We start from the raw sequence: 18,304 nt of genomic DNA, 5'->3' as shown, positions 1-18,304 counted from the left end.
GGATCAGACAGACTGTTTTTCCGGCTTGTGCGCCACAAAGCGCATCATCCATTCTGCCACCGTCGCCCCATGATGGTCGTGATCCAGGCTGGCAACACCCTGTTGGTAAACCTGTTCGCCCAGCGCTTCCTGACGAAGATCAAGCAAGGTCCGGGAAAACTCGTGAATGAACTCGGGATGGCCCTGGAAACACAGCACCTGATCATTGATATGGTAGGCCGCAAATGGACAGAACTCGCTGGATGCAAGCACCGTTGCGTTCTCGGGCAGCGCGGTCACCTGATCCTGATGGCTGATCAGCAACGTGAGCTTGTCCATTGCTGGCGTCATCCACGGTCTGGCGGGTGCCAATTGATAGTGATGAATACCGACACCCCAACCCTGCACGGCACGCTCGGTCCTGCCGCCCAGGAGCAAGGCCAGCAACTGGTGACCAAAGCAGATACCCAGCAGTTTTTCGCCGCGCTGATACAGCTCCAGCAGATAAACCTTCAAGGTCTGAATCCAGGGATCGGTGCCAAACGAGTCTGCCTTGCTGCCGGTCACCAGATAAGCATCGAACTGCTCGTCTGCAGGTGGATAGTCCCCTTGCACCACGTTGTAAACCGTCAGCTCTGCAGCGATTGGCTGGCGAGCGAAGAGCAATTCGAACATCCGCCCGTACCCCTGATATTGCTCGACCAGTTCCGGTCGCAGGTTGTCGGTTTCCAGAATACAGATGCGTAAAGACATAAAAGAGGCCCTGAAACAATGATGAGGCAATAGCGCACGGGCAGAGCCTGCCTTGAAGGCATCGGCAAATCAAGCAGCACCCCGCGCCTTGTCGGAGGTTTAATGCGCGTAGGAAAAGTCTGACCCGGACGAACGGTGCAAAGCTGACCGATGTGAATGAAGCGTCTAGCAAAGGCCTGAGCCTCTGGCGAACAGTTGATTGATAACGTTAAGTTGGATAAGTAGACGTTTAAATTCCCAACCGTTCTAAGGCGTGGGGCACCTCGGCTCTATTGTTAAATCTGTAACAGGAGGCGCGCAAAATCCTTTCAGCGCTCGGGCCAGCGGTCAAATGACCGGGTCCACCTGTTCAATGCGCACCCATGCCAGCGGTCGACTCTCCGCGTTGCGGAATAGACCTGCTTCTGTCGCTCAGGAATAACAACAAAAGGCGGTCAGCCATGTTCAAGTTCAAACACTCCAAAGTACGTCAGGCGGGATTAATCCTCTTTACCACTGCGCTGTTATTGATCGTGCCTAACCTGAACAGGTTGTTCGGCTGATCTGACACGCTTTCGGTCAGTGTGTAACTGTGCCACTCTTTCCACTCGACTGAAGGAGACGCGCCTATGCGCCAATGGATTGCGGTTTTTGCACTTGTCAGCAGCTTCGCAGCCCACGCGGGCATGGTAGATCAGGCTGCAGCGGTGGCTGCGCTCAAGGAAGGCAAACTGGCGATGGATGTACGCAGCCAGACCGACTATGACGCGGGCACGGTATTGAATGCGGTACGGGTCGATGACCGGCGGCTGGTCAATCAGATGAAACAGGTGCTCAACGACCGCAATGCGGTGTTCGTCATTTTCAGCAGCACTGACAGCAAAGCCGACAAGGCTCAGGAAAAACTCAGGGCAGCGGACTATTTCAGCGTCATCAATGGCGGTAATTACGAAGAGCTGCACAACGCGCTCTACAGCACCACCGACGACCCTGCCGAATAAGCAATGGCCGGAGTTTGAATTCCGGCCATTTCAGTGATGCGCAGGTCAGTGCTTACGCGCTACTGATGCTGCGCCTGGACCTGCACACGGGTTTTCACTTTTGGCGTACCGGTCATGGGTGAAACCACGACCTTGGCGTGCATCTGTTCAGACCCGCCACCCCGGCGCATGCCGCGCACCGGACAAGCATCCAGATAGTCCAGCCCTACCGCCAGCTTCAAATGACGTTCGGGAATGGCCAGCTGGTTAGTGACATCGAAGCTGTACCAGGCGTCGTCTATCCAGGCTTCGGCCCAGGCGTGACTGGACAAATGTTCGCTGTCTTCGCTGCACAGATAACCGGACACATAACGTGCCGGCACCCCAAGACTGCGGGCGCAGGCCAGGAAGGCGTGGGTATGGTCCTGACAGACCCCCGAGCGTCCGGCGAAGGCTTGGGCGGCACTGGTGTCGACTTCGGTCGCACCCTGCGTGTAAGTCATGTGCTGGTTGAGCGCCTGCATCAGGTCGATCAATGCGCTACGGTCAGCGCGCTTGCGACATTCCCTGGCTGCGAAACTGCGAATCGCTTCGTCAGGCTCGGTCAGCCGGGTAACGCGCAAAAAAGGCAACGCTGACTGGCTTTCGTGCTCGGCCTCACGGGTTTCGTCGATTTCCACCTGCCCGCGCGCGCCGATGATGATCGCCTCGTGCGGCTCTTCCAGGCTCAGGACATGCAGGATATTGCCGAAAGGATCAATCTGCGCGCGCACAGAGCGCGGCAACGTCAATTGCCAGCTAAGCACTTGCTGGCGCTCACTGTCGTGAGGCGTCAGGCGCAGATACTGGATACTCGAGCGCACCTGGTCATCGTAGTGATAGGTGGTCTCATGGCTTATCGAAAGTCTCATGCAGCCTCCAGGTACGAAGTGTGAATGGCATCACCCAGTTGGGCCAGCATTGGAATGAATTCGTTCAACCACTCATGCAGGCCCTCATCCAGAATCTCGTCGATACTGGTGTAGCGCAATCTTGCATCCATCTCGGCGGCCATGCGCTGCGCAGGTCGGCCATTGACGCCGGGCAGACTGGCCAGAATGACGTCCATTTCTTCCAGACAGGCGCGCAACGAGCGCGGAATGTCGGCACGCAGCAGCAACAGTTCGGCAACCTGACGCGCGCCTGGCGCATCCCGATAGACTTCAGTGTAAGCCTCGAACGAGGACAGTGCGCGCAACAAGGCGCTCCACTGGTAGTACCCGGCAGCCGAGTTGTCCGCCGCGGCGTTGGCCTGTGGCCCACGCAGTTCGAGCATCTCATAGCGGGCGTCGAGCATGCGCATGGTGTTGTCAGCGCGCTCGATGAACGTTCCCAGACGAATGAAACGGAACGCATCGTTACGCATGATTGTGCCGTAGGTCGCACCACGGAACAGGTGCGAACGCTCCTTGACCCACTCGCAAAAGCGACTCATGCCGTAACGGGTCAAACCCTGTTGAGCAATGCCGCGAATTTCCAGCCAGGTGGAGTTGATGTTCTCCCACATGTCGGCAGTGATACGCCCGCGCACGGCATGCGCACTGGCCCTTGCGGCGCCCAGGCAGCTGTAGATGCTGGCCGGGTTGGTCGCGTCCAGCGCGAAGAAATGCAGCATGCGCTCGGCATGCAGTTCACCATGACGCTCGATGTAGGTTTCCAGCGTTCCGGTAATCAGCAACGGCATGGCTATTTCATCCAGCCCGTCGCCCCGCCCGTCCTGAGGCATCAACGACAGTGAATAGCTCACGTCCAGCATTCGGGCGAGGTTCTCCTCTCGCTCCAGGTAACGCGACATCCAGAAAAGATCAGAGGCAGTTCTACTTAACATTGGCAGGCATCCTTAATCCTCGACCACCCAGGTGTCTTTGGTTCCGCCACCCTGTGACGAATTGACCACCAGTGAGCCTTCACGCAAGGCCACTCGGGTAAGCCCGCCAGGTACGACGCGGGTTTGAACAAAGGGGCGCAGATCGATATGTCGCGGGGCTATGCCATTTTCGACGAAGGTCGGACAGGTCGACAGGCACAAGGTGGGTTGGGCGATGTACGCATGCGGCTTGGCCTTGAGGCGTGCCCGGAAGGCTTCGATCTCGGCGGCGGTCGCTGCAGGGCCGACCAGCATGCCGTAGCCCCCGGAGCCCTGGGTTTCCTTGACGACCAGATCGCCCAGGTTGGCCAGCACATGTGACAGCTCTTCCGGCTTGCGGCACTGCCAGGTCGGCACGTTCTTGAGAATTGGCTCTTCGTCCAGATAGAAACGAATCATGTCGGTGACGTAGGGGTAAACCGACTTGTCATCAGCAACGCCGGTACCAATGGCATTGGCCAGAACCACATTGCCGGAGCGATACGCGGCCAGAAGTCCTGGAACGCCCAGCATGGAATCAGGGTTGAACGCCAGCGGATCAAGGAATGCATCGTCAAGCCGACGGTAGATAACATCGACAGCCTTGGGACCGTCGGTGGTACGCATGAACACGCGGTCGTCGCGGACAAACAGATCGGCACCTTCAACCAGCTCGACCCCCATCTCGCGAGCCAGAAACGCATGCTCGAAAAAGGCGCTGTTGAAACGCCCGGACGTCAGTACCACGACACTCGGGTTGTCCAGATGGCTGGAACTCTTGAGCGTGTCGAGCAACAGATTCGGATAGTGATCGATCGGTGCAATGCGCTGGGCCGAGAACAGCTCGGGGAACAAACGCATCATCATCTTGCGGTCTTCGAGCATGTAGCTCACGCCGCTCGGGGTTCGCAGGTTGTCCTCCAGCACGTAATACGTGCCATCACCGTCGCGCACCAGATCGACGCCGGAAATGTGCGAATACAAATCGCGGTGCAGGTTCAGGCCCTGCATCGCCAACTGATATTGCTCGTTGGCCAGCACCTGTTCGGCAGGAATGATTCCGGCCTTGATAATCCGCTGGTCGTGATAAAGATCCGCCAGAAACATGTTCAGCGCCTTGACGCGCTGGATACAGCCACGCTCGACTACACGCCATTCGCTGGCGGGAATGCTGCGCGGGATGGTATCGAAGGGGATAAGCCGCTCGGTGCCCTGCTCATCACCATAGAGTGTGAACGTGATCCCGGCACGGTGAAACAGCAGATCGGCTTCGCGCCTGCGTTGAGCCAAAAGCTCGGGAGGCGTATCACCCAGCCAGCGGGCGAACTCCCGATAGTGCGGACGGACTACGCCGCCCGCATCGTACATCTCGTCATAAAAGGTGCGGATCATGCCGTACTCCTTGTCACCATGGACACCAAGACCATCGCAAAGCCCGTGCCACCGGCATAAACGCTTTGATTTCAAAAGGTTAGGTAAACACTCGACGTTCTACGCACCATTCCTGTGCACTAAACGCCCAAGCCGATTATTTCGCGCTTCATTCGGAAGCGTCATTCAACCGTGAAATCTATGATCAGCATAGTCAGAGTTGATTTCCGCCAACAACATTAGTTCGCCACACTCCACAGCAACCGAGCAAACAGGGCACCAAACGCCGTTTTTGCGCTAACCGTTATTTTGTCCAGCAGGCGAAGAACGCGTGCGGATTTTAAACAGACTTCCCTTTGCGCCACTCATTTGAGTGGCTTTTTTTTGACCACTGTTTATGAGCGCGAAGCAAAAACAGAACCGGCCGATCCAGAACGTATCCCGAATCAGCCGGTAATGTGTTGCCTGACAATCAAAAGCCATCAAGCGTGCAGTCTTCTGATCTCCTGAGTAACACCCCAACCTTCAACCTCACCGTCCATGGGCGAAATCACCATCTGAAAGTCCTGCTCGAAATCACCGATACCGTCATAAGTGGCATACATCACTTTGCTCAACTGCAAGTGCCAGTTACCGTCATCACGTACGTTTACCTGGGTATTGAGGGATTCACCGCGAAATTGCTCTGCAGCCTGCCGTGCCCGCTCCTCATCCGGGAAGATGGCGTAAAACTCGATGGGATAGATTCGCGCAAAATCAAAACCGCCTTCTTTCATGCGGCGCAGTACGTTACTGCTGATGTCCTCTTGATAGGCTGTGCTCATGAAACGTCCTCCTATGCAACGATAGATAGAGTTTCAACTCTTCCAGAGCGACCGCCGAATCATCGGGGGCCGCCGCACGACAGATAATCCGGCGTGGGGAATCAAGCATGTAGCTGACCAGACCAGGCTTGGCACAGGTCGGGTATCGAGATGTCAGAGGCCGTTTGAACAGCCTCATCTGCAGAGTAGACCCATCGTGGGCAGGATGCCAAGTGGTTGCCACGAAAAGCTTTTTGAATCACCGCAGGTCAGGCAACTTCTGTAATGGAAATGATCCGCACACTGTTATGGTCTTTAAGCGTTTTAACCGTAGGCTCGTCGGTGCGCCCGTCAAGATCATTGAGATCCAGCTCATCGGTGACTGGATACAGGTCCTTGCGCAGGAAACGCGCGGCCTCCTCCTCACTGGGACGCTCGTCAAAACCAGCCTCACGGAGTTGCTGCACACCATCCTTGTCCAGATACGAAATGGCCCACTGTTTCATCAATGCCTCCAGAACGAAGCCAGGCACTCTGGCTTATGTGATAAGGACCTTTTGGCCCACGCATTCGTTCCAACGAATTACGCCGGACAGCCCGCGATGACGGGCAAAACAAAAGGCCCTCGCAATGGATGCCGAGGGCCTTTTGTGTACTGCTGATCCGACTTGCCGGTTACCCGGACAAGTCAGTCATGGTCAGTTACGGTTCTTGCTGGCCTCGACACCGGCCGTGTTGTCCAGAAGGCTCTTGGTGGCGGTCTGCAGGAAGCTTTCCAGCTTGCGCTTGAGCTCCTGAGTGTCAGGTGCATCAGGCACTTCTTCGGCAGACGGCTTGGCACCGAGCGTGTAGGTCAACAGCTTGGCCGGCATTTCTGTCGGCTCGATCAGAATGCGGTTGCCGCTGATGATCGCGACCACCTGCTCACTGCCCGACGGCTTGATCACGCCAAAACCCTTGTCGCCTTCCGGCAGGTTCAGCAGATCGCGGCCCCAGCACTGGTTGCGGTTCAGACCACCCAGACGGCCCATGATGGTTGGCACGACGTCAACCTGCGTGCCGACAATGCTGCTGCGCTGGCCGAATTTCTCTTGTACACCAGGCCCGATCAGTAGCAATGGCACGTTGAAACGCCCCAGGTCCATTTCAGTCAACTGCTTGTCATTGCCGAAACCGTGGTCGCCCAGCACCACGAACAGGGTGTTCTTGTAGTAAGGCTCTTTTTTGGCCTTCTCGAAGAACTGGCCCAGCGCCCAGTCGGCATAACGCATGGCGGTCAAATGCTCATCCAGCGAGCCGTGCCCGGTCACGCGCTCGACCGGCAGCGGGTCCGGCAACGCATACGGCGTGTGGTTGGACAGGGTCTGCAGCAGCGCATAGAACGGCTTGCCGTCCTGACGGGCTTTGAGTTCCTGGGCGCCACGGTCGAACATGTCCTGGTCGGAAACGCCCCAGGTCGGATCGGAGAACACCGGATTGACGAAGTCCTCGCGACCGACAAAGTTGGTCATGCCCTGGTTGCTGAAGAAACCCGACTGGTTGTCCCAGGCGAAGTTGCCGTTATAGACATAGACGTCATCGTAGTTGCGACCCGCGCTCAGCAATTGCGGAAGGCCCGACAGCTTATGGCTGCCCTCTGGCGTCTGCATCAGGTACTCAAAACCCGGCAGGTTCGGGAAGCACGCCATGGTGGCGAACATGCCCTGATGGGTGTGGGTGCCGTTGGAGAAGAAGTGGTCGAACAACAGCCCCTCTTTCGACAGCTTGTCGAAATACGGCGTGATGTTGGCATCGTTGCCCAGCGCCCCTACCGAGTGACCGGCGAAGCTTTCCATCAGGATCACGACCACGTTGCGGATCGGCAACGTGTTCTCTACTGGCGGTGTGAAGTCGCGACGCACAGCGGCAATATCAGGTTCTACCAGCTTGTCATGCGAGGTCAGCAGCATGTCGCGCACCGTCTGCTGCGCCTCGGCCTGTGGCAGCGTGGCTTTCCAGATGTTGTCGCGATCTTCGGACATACGGCTCTTGGCCGCCGTAATCAGGGTCAGTGTGCCGTTCAGGCCCAGCTGGTTGGCGAAGTTGGAGTCGGTAGTGTAAGCGTCACCCCAACGCAGCGGTGGGCCTTGGCGCAGGGTGCCACGGATGCACACCACCATAACCAGCAATACCAGCACGAAAACGCCAACACGCATGTACCACGGCGCAACTGTACTGACCGTCTGGGTGCCCTTCGTCGTTACGAGGCGTGGCCGCGTCAGGCGGTCGATGCCCTTGAATACCAGGCTCAACAGCCAAGTCACGATTGCCCAGGCGAGCAGGTAGCGAACCACCGGAAAGCCATACCAGAGCATGCTCAGGACAGTCTTGGGGTCTTCCTTGACATATTGAAACACCAGACCGTTCAGGCGCTGGTGAAACTCACGGTAGAAGTCCATTTCCATCAAGCCGAAGAACAGCGTGATGCTGCCGACCAGGGTCAGCCAGAACCGGAAAAACCCGCGTGCAGCCATGGCCCGGGCGCTGAACAGCGACAGCACCAGCGGAATGAGCAGATACATGGTGAGGCGCAGGTCGAAGCGCGTGCCGTTAAACAGTGCTTCAAGGAATGTCGAGGCTGGCGTGTCGCCAATCATCTCGCGGTTGTAGACCAGCAGACCGATACGCAACAGCGTGTACATCACCATCAAAGCGAAACCGCTGAGCAGGATGTAAGCCAGATGCGATTTGACAGTCGGGTTCAGCAGGCGGGCTTGCCGATGAATCTGGGCGTCCGTTTTAGCCATGGTTGTCAGGATCCGGTGGATTCAGGGGTAGGTTCAGGGTGCAGCACCGCCCTTCACCAAGGGCGGGCGGCGTACGACAGGGCGCAGATATTACTTGATTGCGGGTCACCAGGGGCCGGGGCGGCCCATGAATACGCGTGCCTGTTCAGCTTCGCGCGCAATTCTGGGACAGAAAGTGTGAAATTTCTGTCGCCAGTTGCGCGCTTCAACGCCTCTCAGGCGGCGTTAAGGCTGACCCGGCCGCTAACGTCAGATCTATTGATCAGTCGTTGCTGGCCTTGCTCACAGCCTGCAGTACGTACTGCGGCAAGGCGAATGCGCCAATGTGAACTTCCGGGTTGTAATAGCGCGTAACAATACCGCTGCCCATGAAGCGCTGACGCAGGGTTTCCAGTGGCAGTTTGCGGTAGCCATTGTCAGTGGCGCCCCAGGCAAAAGTCATGGCACCGCCGATGTAGGTCGGGATGGCGGCCTGATAGAAATGCCAATCGGCAAACAGGCCATTCATGCGTCCTGCAGTGGTCTGCACACCGCTCAGTTGCATGAAGGGCGTACCGTTCTGGGTAACCAGAATGCCGCCTTCGTTCAGACAGCGATGACAGGCCTGATAAAAGTTCTCCGAAAACAGCACTTCGCCCGGACCGATAGGATCAGTGGAGTCGGAGATGATCACGTCGAACTTCTCTTCGGTCGTCGCGACAAAGCGCATGCCGTCGTCGATGACCAGGTTCAGGCGCGAATCGTCAAAAGCGCCACTGGAGTGATTGGGCAGGAACTCCTTGCACATCTCGACCACCGTGGCGTCGATCTCGACCATGGTGATGTGCTCGACGGTCAGGTGCTTGGCGACTTCGCGCAGCATGCCGCCATCGCCGCCGCCAATGATCAGTACACGTTTGGCAGCGCCGTGGGCCAGAATCGGCACGTGAGTGAGCATTTCGTGATAGATGAACTCATCCGCCTCGGTGGTCTGGATCACGCCGTCCAGCGCCATGACGCGGCCCATGCGCGGGTTCTGGAAGATCACCAGATGCTGGTGTTCGGTACGCACTTCGTGCAGCATTTTTTCCATACGAAAGCGCTGGCCGTAGCCTTCGTACAACGTTTCCTGATAATCGCTCATGGGTAAGCTCCCGCTGGGTACTGATGACAGGACGGCCGACCGCCCACAACAAAGGCGCGCATTCTACGTCGAGGAACATGACAGGTCGAACCTCTGTGCAGCGTCTTGCTTGCAAATGCCTTGGCCCATGAACGAAAAACGCCTGATTACTCAGGGTAATCAAGCGTTCGTTGATAACCTGGCGGCGTATCAGATTCGCACGTTGCCACGCGGTCCGAGGATTGCCCAGATGATCAGGCCCACAACAGGCAACAGCACGATCAACAATACCCAGAGAATTTTCTTGCCGGTCTCGGCGCCGCTTTTCAAGACATTGATGATGGCCCAGATATCGAGCGCCAGAATGATCAAGCCGACCAGGCCGTTGAAACTAGAACCCATGGTGTTGCCCCTAATTGAATGCTTACCTTCCTAGGATAGTTGCGCCGTTCGGGGGTTCCGTTGAACCAACCTTATATTCTCAGGCTCCCAACGGGGGTCGACTTCGCATTTCATTCATTATCGCTTTCACCCTCACACAGGTAGCCGTCTTCATGCCAACGCCCGCACAACCCCGAACGCCTTGGGCGACATGGTTCAACCATCTTCAGGGCAGCCCGCTGGTGAGCCTGGGTTTCGCCCTTGCTCTGCTGATCGTCGTCGGCCTCGGCGGCATCAGTCTTTACAACGCCTTCTATGGCACTAGCCAGGTCAACTTCAATCATGCACTGCTGGGCGGCACGGCCGGCTTCCTGGCGACGGCGCTGGGTGCAGTCATGGCGGTCGCCCTGCGCAACGTTTCGCAACGCGCTCAAGACATCATGCTCGGTTTTGCTGCCGGCATGATGCTGGCTGCCAGCTCGTTCTCGCTGATACTGCCCGGGCTGGAGGCCGCTCGGGGCATAACCGACAGTGGCCCTTGGGCGGCTGCGACGGTAGTGACCGGTCTGGGCCTGGGTGTGCTGTTGATGCTTGGGCTGGACAAGTTCACACCGCACGAGCATGAAAGCGTGGGCCGTCAGGGTCCTCATTCAGAGCGAATCAGCCGGGTCTGGCTGTTCGTACTGGCGATCACCCTGCATAACTTGCCTGAGGGCATGGCGATAGGTGTGAGCTTCGCCAGCGGCGACATGAATGTCGGCCTGCCATTGACTACTGCCATTGCTATTCAGGACATCCCTGAGGGCCTGGCCATTGCGCTGGCCCTGCGTGCTACCGGGCTGTCGGCATTCAAGGCGATGCTGGTGGCCATCGGTTCAGGACTCATGGAGCCGCTGGGCGCGCTGGTGGGCCTGGGTATTTCCAGCGGGTTTACCATAGCCTACCCGCTCAGCATGGGGCTGGCGGCAGGTGCGATGATCTTCGTGGTGTCCCATGAAGTCATCCCGGAAACCCACCGCAACGGCCATCAGACCTCGGCGACGCTCGGCCTGATGGGCGGCTTCGCGGTAATGATGTTTCTCGATACGGCGCTGGGTTAACCGCGCAATGCCTGCAGAGCGGGTGCGGCATGGATGCCGGCCAACGCTGCCAGTTCAAGCACCCGCGCCTCGTCACGGCCATACACCAGCACCGCTTGCAGTTCGTCATCCAGCGGCTGGCTGAAGTTCATCAGCACATAGCCGCCCATGTCCTTGTTCATGCTGCTCAATTGAATCTGAATCCGGTTGAGCGCTACCAGTGGTTCGACCTTGGCCAATTGTTTTGGCTTGATGTTGAACGTCACTTCCTTGCCGAATGACTGCACGATCTGCTCGAACAGGTCCATATAGCTGTCGGCCTGAAACAGCACGGTTTCCGGCAGACTGCCTACCACCACCCATTCGCCCAGTGGAATCGGAAAGGTGTCGTCGTAGTTGATATCAGGGTTGGCGGTCAGAAAAGCCTGCGGGTCGGCATACGCCTGCGCGGCTTCATCGGCAATACGCACGATTTCGTCGTCGCCCATGCAGCCGGAGCTGACTTTGCTGATTAATTCGACCAGTGAGTCTTTCATGGGAGCGATCCTGATAACGGGCAAAAAAAGAGGCGCGAAGGATAACGGTAAATCCATCGCGCCTCTATGTGTTCATGCCCTGAAGGCACTCGGCATCAGGACCGGGCCGGCTGCACACCCAGTTTGATCAGTTGATCAATGGTGACAGTCGCACCCATTGCCTGAGCGGCACCCAGTGCCGTGATGCCCTTGGCATCAGTGGCATGCGGGTCCGCGCCCTGACTGATCAGGTAATCGACTATCTCGTTGCGATTGAACATGGCCGCCATCATCAACGCAGTACGACCATCGGCAGAGGCGCCGTCGACGTCGGCACCGGCCTCGACCAGCAGCCTGACCACTGCCAGATCACCCTTGAACGCTGCGCCAGCGATGGGGCTCTGGCCATTATCGTTACGAATTTCAGGGTCAGCCTTGTGGTTCAGCAGCACACGGACCGCATCCGCATGGCAGTGGTAGCTGGCCAGCATCAGCAGCGTATCGCCCTTGTGGTTGCGCAGGTCTGCGGGCAGGCCTTTTTCAAGCAGACGCTCCAGCATGACTGCATTTCCCTGGCGAGCCACATCGAATACCTGCTCGGCGAACTCGGCGGCTTCGTCTTCAGTCATGGTTTGCGAAGCGCTGATATCTGTATCGGTCATTAACTACTCCTTGGCGCACGGTACTCCGGGCATGCGTTGACCCGGCGTCGATACACACACTGACCTCAAGTCTCGCCAGCTGTTCGATCAGCATCGATGCGGATGCGCAATGCCTGCTCCTGATCACCGCAATCGATGCAATCCTCCTTCTGCCCAATATCCATCGTGCAGGAAACGGCAAAATGCAGGGCGCACGAAGGGTGTTCATGCAAAATGCACGAAGCCTTAAAATAGAGAATATTTCAAGTCATTGATTTTAAAGGATTTAATTCAAGTGCAAAGACTGGCACAGACACTGCAATAGTACTTCCAAGCTTATTATCCCATGAGCAATGGAGCCGCCAGACATGACTTTTATTCAAGAAAAATTCGCTTCCGTATTCTCCGACTACACCGTTACCACCCAGCCACGTCCTGATGGTGGTGTTCTGTTGTCACTGCGTACTCACGATGGCAAGCAGATCCGTCGCTCCGTGTCTTATGCTCAGTTGCACACTCCGGTTCAACTGGAATGGGTAATCAGCGCTATCCGCCGCGACCTGGCTGCACAAGCCAGCGAGTTGCCAGCTATTTCGATGCTGCAAAGTCAGCACCGCTTCGACCTGCCGACTTACCACACCCGTTGATTTTCCCGCCGCCTTGACAGGCGGCACCCGCTGTACGCTCTCATCCCTTGTTTGCCGCGATTACACCTTGTTCTCGCGGCTTTTTTTTGCCCGCGTTTTCAGGTGTCGATTACCTGATCAAACCCCGGCAAAGCGCTTCGCCTACCGCCTGCGCCCTATTGGCGACACCCAGCTTGGAATAGATGGTCTTGAGGTGATACTTCACCGTCGACTCCGACACGTCGCGGATCATTGAGATCTCCCAGGCAGTTTTTCCATCCCTGGCCCACTGCAGTACCTCCAGTTCCCGATGGGTCAAACCGCGAGAGCAGAACTTCAAACCCCGCGCAACGCTGTGCAGCACCGGCATGAGACTGCTCATGAGGTATTTTTGTTCAGCGGAGATCGCTCGCCCCACTTCACCCAGCGTACAAACCGACGTCACGCTGTCGGCACCACGGCAATGGTTCATGTAGCCGTAGGAAATGGCCGGAAGCAGTTCGCACGTATCGACGATTTCTTCGTAACACGCTGACACCGGATACTGTCTGAATGCATCCTGCCAGTTCACAAATCCCAACTGATTGCGATAACAGCGGATGACCGGATCCTGGGTGATCAACCCGCGCTGGCGGTAAGCCTTGCCCCAGGCATCATCGACATTGCAGGTAATGAACGTCAGCAGCACCGGCCCTTTGAACTGATAGAACATCGCCCGCTCACTGTTGCATTCGCGCCTTAGCCATTCGAGGGCATTCTCGACGGCGGTCTGGCCGTCGAGTTCGCTGATCGTGCTCACCATCTGCTGTATCAATAAGTCCCTGCTTGCGCTTTCTTTAAATGGCACTGCACATCCGCTGCCGCTCCTTATGCGCCCGTGAATCGGTACAGGTGTTGTCCGTGACTCAGGGGGGCGATGGGCGCAGAACTTACACGAATAATCGCGTTGAAGAATGACGAGCAGAACAAACAGATTCAACGCACTTTCAGGTAGGCAACGTCCCACTCAAAAGCAGGACGCTCCTTACAGAAAATAGCGTGCAAGCCTTGCGGCAGGCAGATTTGCATGCTGCGGCATCAGGGCAATGCCGTGCACGACAGGCTGATGTCGTTTAGAACGAAGCAGGGTCGATGAGCGCGAAACTGCTCACATATCTGTGACCCGCAAGCACCCCGCCGTCACGCGCCAGACCGCAGGTGATCATGCCAGCGGCCTGCGCTGCGTCGAGCTCTTCGACGATATCCGAGAGGAACAGAATGTTCTCGGCAGGACACTCGATTGCCTGCGCAATCGTCCGGTAGGACTGCGCTTCGCGCTTGGGGCCGGACGTCGTATCGAAGTAACCACTGAACAGACCGGACAGATCGCCCGCCTCGGAACAGCCGAAAATCAATTGCTGAGCCTGAATTGAGCCCGAGGAATAAACGTAAAGCCTGTAGCCCTGTTGATGCCAGTGTTTCAAGGCATCGACAGCATCCGGACAAACATGGCCCTTGAGCTGTCCGGCGTTATAGCCCTGCTCCCAGACCATGCCCTGCAACGCTTTCAGCGGCGTGGCCTTGCGGTCTTCGGCAATCCATTCCAGCAGTATTGCAATAACCCGCTCGACATCGGCGTCAGGCTCGCCGGCCTCGGTGCGTACCGCTTGCAGCTGCGACGCCACTGCCGGTTGCCCGGCGTTTTGCCGAACAAACCCGGGCAGGTGCTTTTTGGCAAACGGAAACAGCACGTCGAAAACAAAACTCACTGCGCTGGTGGTGCCTTCAATATCCGTGAGGATAGCTTTGATGGGCATCAGAATCGGGCTCCTGTCAGTCTTCCAGCCGTGGAAAACGGCCAGCAATGTCTTCACCGGTAAAATTCGCCACCCAGCCTTCCGGATTGTTGAACAGGCGGATGGCAACGAAATGCGGGTTTTCGCCCATATCGAACCAGTGCCGGGTGCCGGCCGGTACGGAAATCAGGTCGTTCTTTTCGCACAGCACGGCGTATACGTAGTCGTCGATGTGCAATGTGAACAAGCCCCGCCCGGCTACGAAAAAGCGCACTTCGTCCTCGCCATGCCGATGCTCTTCAAGAAATTTGGCGCGCAATTCGGCTTTTTGCGGATGATCGCTGTTGAGACTGATAACGTCCACGGTGACATAACCGCGCTCGGTCATCAGCTTATCGATCTGGATGCGATAGGCGCTGATCACCTCTTCCTGACTGGCACCGGGGGTGATCGGCGTCGCGGCCTCCCAACGGTCGAACGCCACACCGTGCTCGGCCAGCGTCGAAGCAATATCTTCCAGATGGGTCAGCACCTTGTTGGGCGTGTCAGGGCTTGAAACGTGATAAACGGACAGGCTGCTCATGGCATGAATCCTCGGTTTAGGGCACCACCTTCCGGCTTTTACAGGCCGGTCAGGCTTACAGGCTGGTTTTAATACGACGTTTTCAACGGTTCAATACCGCGCGCATTTTAAGCTCGCATTCAAAAAGAAACTCGAACGCTTCGATCTGGCGCAAAGCGTCGCTCATTTTCGCCCCCCAGGTGTAGAGACCGTGACCGCGGATCAGGTAACCAGCGCACTCGGGATGGGCGTCCAGCCAAGGCTGCACCTTTGCGGCGAGACGGGCAATATCCTGATCGTTGTCGAAAATCGGTACCACGACCTGCGACTGATGAGTGACCACGCCATGAAAGGCCTTTTGCAGCTCGTAATCCTCGAACACCAGATGATCGGCGGCAGTCAGCCTCGACAGCACCGTCGCATTCACCGAGTGGGTGTGCAGCACCGCGCCGACCTGTGGCCTGCTGCTGTACAACTGGGTGTGCAGCAAGGTTTCAGCAGACGGCTTTTTCCCGGGCTCCAGGCTGTTGCCTGCCATATTGGTAGCCAGCACATCGTCAGGACCCAACTGGCCCTTGTGCCTGCCGGATACGGTCAGCAGCGCCTCGGTGGCTGAAAGACGCGCGGAGTAATTGCTGCTGGTGGCAGGCGACCAGCCGCGGCCATACAGGAAGCGCCCGGCCTCGATTATTTCCACGCTAAGTTGTTCGCGGCTCATACACCTTCCTCTTTCTTGGGTGTGATAATCATGATGGCTGCGGCAAAGGCTACAAGGCTGGCAATGGCAAACGTCCAGGCTGGCCCCAGCGCGTTCCAGCTGTAACCGGAATACAGAGCGCCCAGCGCGCCACCCACGCCGGACCACGCGGCATACAGTGCCTGCCCCTGTCCTTGCTGACGCGGGCCAAAGCTACTTTGCACGAAATGAATGGCGGCGGCGTGAAAGCTGCCGAACGTGGCGGCGTGCGTCACCTGAGCAATCAGCAGCGCGGTCAGGTGATCGGCAAACAGCCCCAACAGCAGCCAGCGCAATGCGGCCAGCAGAAAACTGGCGAACAGTACCTGGCGCACGGAGAAACGCTGCAGAATCCGGCTCATGACCATGAACATCAGCACTTCAGCCACCACACCGACCGCCCATAGCAGGCCGATCAGGCCACGGCTGTAACCGAGCGCTTCGAGGTGCAGGGTCAAAAAGGTGTAATACGGCCCATGGCTGAGCACCATCAGCGCGACACTGAGGTAGAACGCCAAGACACCAGGACGCGCCAGTTGCCTGAGAAAGCCGCCCGACACGGTTTCACGGCTCGACGGTGAGGAATGCGCATTCGGCACCCACCAGCTGCTGACAACGATACCGGCCATGATCGCCAGCGCGATGTAAGGAAACAGATCCAGACTGAACCATTCGAACACCCGTCCCAGCACCACGACCGCCAGAATGAAACCGATCGAGCCCCACAGTCGGATCTGACTGTAACGCGAGGTCTGGCCTTGCAGGTGCGCGAGGGTGATGACTTCGAACTGCGGCAGGATGGCATGCCAGAAGAACGCATAGAGCGCCATGACCATCGCCAGCCAGGCATAGCTTTTTTCGACCAGAATCAGCGAAAACGCCAACAACGTGCAGATGGCACCAGACCGCACAATGTTCAGACGCCAACCGGTGTGATCACCCAGCCACCCCCAGAGATTGGGCGCAACGCAGCGCATCAGCATAGGGATGGCGATCAGTTCGCCTATGCGTGAGCTGGAAAAACCCAAGTGATGAAGATAAAGGGCCATGAACGGCGCAGACAGGCCGAGCAAGGCGAAATAGCACACGTAGAACCCGGACAGCCGCCAGTAAGGAAGCTGTCCGCCGGATGTTTGCGTCACGCTAGCAGTCCGCGACCGTGACAGCGCGCATTACAACTGTCCCAGCACAGGTGTGTTGACGCTGACATCGGCGTTCTGACCGCGATGACGCAGCAGATGATCGAGCAACACGATGGCCATCATCGCCTCGGCAATCGGTGTGGCGCGAATGCCGACACACGGGTCGTGCCGGCCTTTGGTAATGACGTCGGCCGCATTGCCATCGGTATCGATCGAGCGCCCCGGCGTGGTGATGCTGGAGGTTGGCTTGAGCGCCAGATGCGCAATGATCGGCTGGCCGGAGGAAATGCCGCCGAGAATGCCGCCCGCCTGATTGGACAGGAAACCCAGTGGGGTCATCTCGTCACGGTGCTCGGTGCCGCGTTGTGCAACGCAGTCGAAACCGGCACCGATCTCCACGCCCTTGACCGCATTGATGCTCATCAGCGCGTGTGCCAGCTCGGCATCCAGACGATCAAAGATCGGCTCGCCGAGGCCGGGCATTACGCCTTCGGCCACCACGGTGATTTTCGCACCGACCGAGTCCTGATCACGTCGCAGCTGGTCCATGTAGGCTTCCAGCTCCGGCACCTTGTCAGGGTCGGGGCAGAAAAACGCGTTGTCTTCTACCGAATCCCAGGTCTTGAACGGGATCTGGATCGGGCCCAGCTGGCTCATGTAGCCGCGAATGACGATGCCCTGGGTTGCCAGGTATTTCTTGGCAATCGCCCCCGCTGCCACGCGCATGGCGGTTTCCCGTGCCGAACTGCGGCCGCCGCCGCGGTAATCGCGAATACCGTACTTGTGGTGGTAGGTGTAATCGGCATGAGCCGGACGGAACAGGTCCTTGATAGCCGAATAGTCCTTGGACTTCTGGTCTGTGTTGCGGATCAGCAGGCCTATGGAGGCACCTGTGGTTTTACCCTCGAAGACGCCGGAGAGGATCTCGACCTCATCGGCCTCCTGACGTTGCGTGGTATGACGGCTGGTGCCTGGCTTGCGCCGGTCCAGATCACGCTGCAGGTCTTGCAGGTCCAGCTCCAGCCCCGGCGGGCAGCCGTCGACGATAGCGACCAGCGCCGGGCCGTGGCTTTCGCCGGCGGTGGTGACAGTGAACAGCTTGCCGAAAGTGTTGCCGGACATGCGGGCGCTCCGAAAAATCAGCCAAAAAACCAGATCGTTAAACCAAGCGCGCCAGTATACGCAGGCTCGCGGTTCAGTTCATCCTCG

At 57.7% G+C, this 18,304-nt stretch carries 19 protein-coding genes and 1 pseudogene; 3 read left to right on the top strand and 17 right to left on the bottom strand.

Annotation, left to right across the window (positions count from 1 at the left end; all coding sequences use genetic code 11):
- Positions 1–3 precede the first annotated feature (3 nt).
- Positions 4–732 carry an amidotransferase gene (locus tag AC4ANK_RS10180; RefSeq protein ID WP_002552862.1) on the bottom strand — a complete coding sequence of 243 codons (729 nt, stop codon included), beginning with the start codon at positions 730–732 and terminating at the stop codon, positions 4–6.
- A 608-nt stretch (positions 733–1,340) separates the two neighbouring features.
- On the opposite strand from AC4ANK_RS10180, the gene AC4ANK_RS10175 reads away from it, so the two are divergent.
- Positions 1,341–1,712: a rhodanese-like domain-containing protein gene (locus tag AC4ANK_RS10175; RefSeq protein WP_460383027.1), complete on the top strand. Its 372-nt coding sequence runs from the start codon at positions 1,341–1,343 to the stop codon at positions 1,710–1,712.
- A 59-nt stretch (positions 1,713–1,771) separates the two neighbouring features.
- On the opposite strand, the gene AC4ANK_RS10170 is transcribed toward AC4ANK_RS10175, so the two are convergent.
- The 8 genes from AC4ANK_RS10170 to AC4ANK_RS10135 all read right to left on the bottom strand — a co-directional run bounded on the left by AC4ANK_RS10170 (position 1,772) and on the right by AC4ANK_RS10135 (position 10,040).
- Positions 1,772–2,602, bottom strand: a complete 831-nt coding sequence (locus AC4ANK_RS10170; RefSeq protein WP_460383029.1) for a transglutaminase family protein — start codon at positions 2,600–2,602, stop codon at positions 1,772–1,774.
- Positions 2,599–3,558, bottom strand: coding sequence for an alpha-E domain-containing protein (locus AC4ANK_RS10165; RefSeq protein WP_002552859.1), 960 nt, complete (start codon positions 3,556–3,558; stop codon positions 2,599–2,601). Before AC4ANK_RS10165 ends, AC4ANK_RS10170 begins: the two co-directional genes overlap by 4 nt.
- A gap of 12 nt (positions 3,559–3,570) precedes the next feature.
- Positions 3,571–4,968 (bottom strand): circularly permuted type 2 ATP-grasp protein, encoded by a 1,398-nt coding sequence (locus AC4ANK_RS10160; RefSeq protein WP_460383031.1) that lies wholly within the window; start codon positions 4,966–4,968, stop codon positions 3,571–3,573.
- Positions 4,969–5,429: 461 nt separating this feature from the next.
- Positions 5,430–5,771 (bottom strand): ribonuclease E inhibitor RraB, encoded by a 342-nt coding sequence (locus tag AC4ANK_RS10155; protein ID WP_002552857.1) that lies wholly within the window; start codon positions 5,769–5,771, stop codon positions 5,430–5,432.
- 248 nt (positions 5,772–6,019) lie between these two features.
- A complete protein-coding gene (locus AC4ANK_RS10150; RefSeq protein ID WP_002552856.1) occupies positions 6,020–6,256 on the bottom strand; it encodes a hypothetical protein in 237 nt (78 codons plus the stop codon).
- Between the two features lie 192 nt (positions 6,257–6,448).
- Positions 6,449–8,536, bottom strand: coding sequence for an LTA synthase family protein (locus AC4ANK_RS10145; RefSeq protein WP_002552855.1), 2,088 nt, complete (start codon positions 8,534–8,536; stop codon positions 6,449–6,451).
- Positions 8,537–8,798: 262 nt separating this feature from the next.
- Entirely contained in the window at positions 8,799–9,659 is an 861-nt protein-coding gene (gene speE, locus AC4ANK_RS10140) for a polyamine aminopropyltransferase (RefSeq protein WP_002552854.1), read from the bottom strand.
- Between the two features lie 189 nt (positions 9,660–9,848).
- Positions 9,849–10,040 carry a PLDc N-terminal domain-containing protein gene (locus AC4ANK_RS10135; protein ID WP_002552853.1) on the bottom strand — a complete coding sequence of 64 codons (192 nt, stop codon included), beginning with the start codon at positions 10,038–10,040 and terminating at the stop codon, positions 9,849–9,851.
- Positions 10,041–10,192: 152 nt separating this feature from the next.
- Here AC4ANK_RS10135 and AC4ANK_RS10130 point away from each other — a divergent pair, with 152 nt between their 5' ends.
- Positions 10,193–11,119, top strand: coding sequence for a ZIP family metal transporter (locus tag AC4ANK_RS10130; protein WP_002552852.1), 927 nt, complete (start codon positions 10,193–10,195; stop codon positions 11,117–11,119).
- Here AC4ANK_RS10130 and AC4ANK_RS10125 read toward each other — a convergent pair.
- Complete coding sequence (locus AC4ANK_RS10125; RefSeq protein WP_002552851.1) at positions 11,116–11,634, bottom strand: hypothetical protein; 519 nt, start codon at positions 11,632–11,634, stop codon at positions 11,116–11,118. The genes AC4ANK_RS10130 and AC4ANK_RS10125 overlap by 4 nt on opposite strands.
- Positions 11,635–11,729: 95 nt before the next feature.
- Positions 11,730–12,275 carry an ankyrin repeat domain-containing protein gene (locus tag AC4ANK_RS10120; RefSeq protein WP_002552850.1) on the bottom strand — a complete coding sequence of 182 codons (546 nt, stop codon included), beginning with the start codon at positions 12,273–12,275 and terminating at the stop codon, positions 11,730–11,732.
- 347 nt (positions 12,276–12,622) lie between these two features.
- On the opposite strand from AC4ANK_RS10120, the gene AC4ANK_RS10115 reads away from it, so the two are divergent.
- Positions 12,623–12,901, top strand: coding sequence for a DUF3509 domain-containing protein (locus AC4ANK_RS10115; RefSeq protein ID WP_002552849.1), 279 nt, complete (start codon positions 12,623–12,625; stop codon positions 12,899–12,901).
- Between the two features lie 109 nt (positions 12,902–13,010).
- On the opposite strand, the pseudogene AC4ANK_RS10110 reads toward AC4ANK_RS10115, so the two are convergent.
- The 6 genes and pseudogenes from AC4ANK_RS10110 to aroC all read right to left on the bottom strand — a co-directional run bounded on the left by AC4ANK_RS10110 (position 13,011) and on the right by aroC (position 18,217).
- A pseudogene (locus AC4ANK_RS10110) lies at positions 13,011–13,734 on the bottom strand (response regulator transcription factor).
- 258 nt (positions 13,735–13,992) lie between these two features.
- Positions 13,993–14,676, bottom strand: coding sequence for an acireductone synthase (mtnC, locus tag AC4ANK_RS10105; protein WP_460383036.1), 684 nt, complete (start codon positions 14,674–14,676; stop codon positions 13,993–13,995).
- A gap of 16 nt (positions 14,677–14,692) precedes the next feature.
- Positions 14,693–15,238 carry a 1,2-dihydroxy-3-keto-5-methylthiopentene dioxygenase gene (locus AC4ANK_RS10100; RefSeq protein ID WP_460383038.1) on the bottom strand — a complete coding sequence of 182 codons (546 nt, stop codon included), beginning with the start codon at positions 15,236–15,238 and terminating at the stop codon, positions 14,693–14,695.
- Positions 15,239–15,320: 82 nt separating this feature from the next.
- Positions 15,321–15,935, bottom strand: coding sequence for a methylthioribulose 1-phosphate dehydratase (locus AC4ANK_RS10095; protein WP_002552845.1), 615 nt, complete (start codon positions 15,933–15,935; stop codon positions 15,321–15,323).
- Positions 15,932–17,095, bottom strand: coding sequence for an MFS transporter (locus AC4ANK_RS10090; protein WP_002552844.1), 1,164 nt, complete (start codon positions 17,093–17,095; stop codon positions 15,932–15,934). Before AC4ANK_RS10090 ends, AC4ANK_RS10095 begins: the two co-directional genes overlap by 4 nt.
- A 30-nt stretch (positions 17,096–17,125) precedes the next feature.
- On the bottom strand, positions 17,126–18,217 hold the full coding sequence (aroC, locus tag AC4ANK_RS10085) for a chorismate synthase (RefSeq protein ID WP_002552843.1): 1,092 nt from the start codon (positions 18,215–18,217) through the stop codon (positions 17,126–17,128).
- Positions 18,218–18,304: the final 87 nt, after the last annotated feature.

It is taken from the genome of Pseudomonas sp. Pmew2 (genome assembly GCF_058129885.1).
The sequence above is the reverse complement of the archived record's forward strand: the minus strand, read 5'-3'. Positions and strand labels throughout refer to the sequence as shown.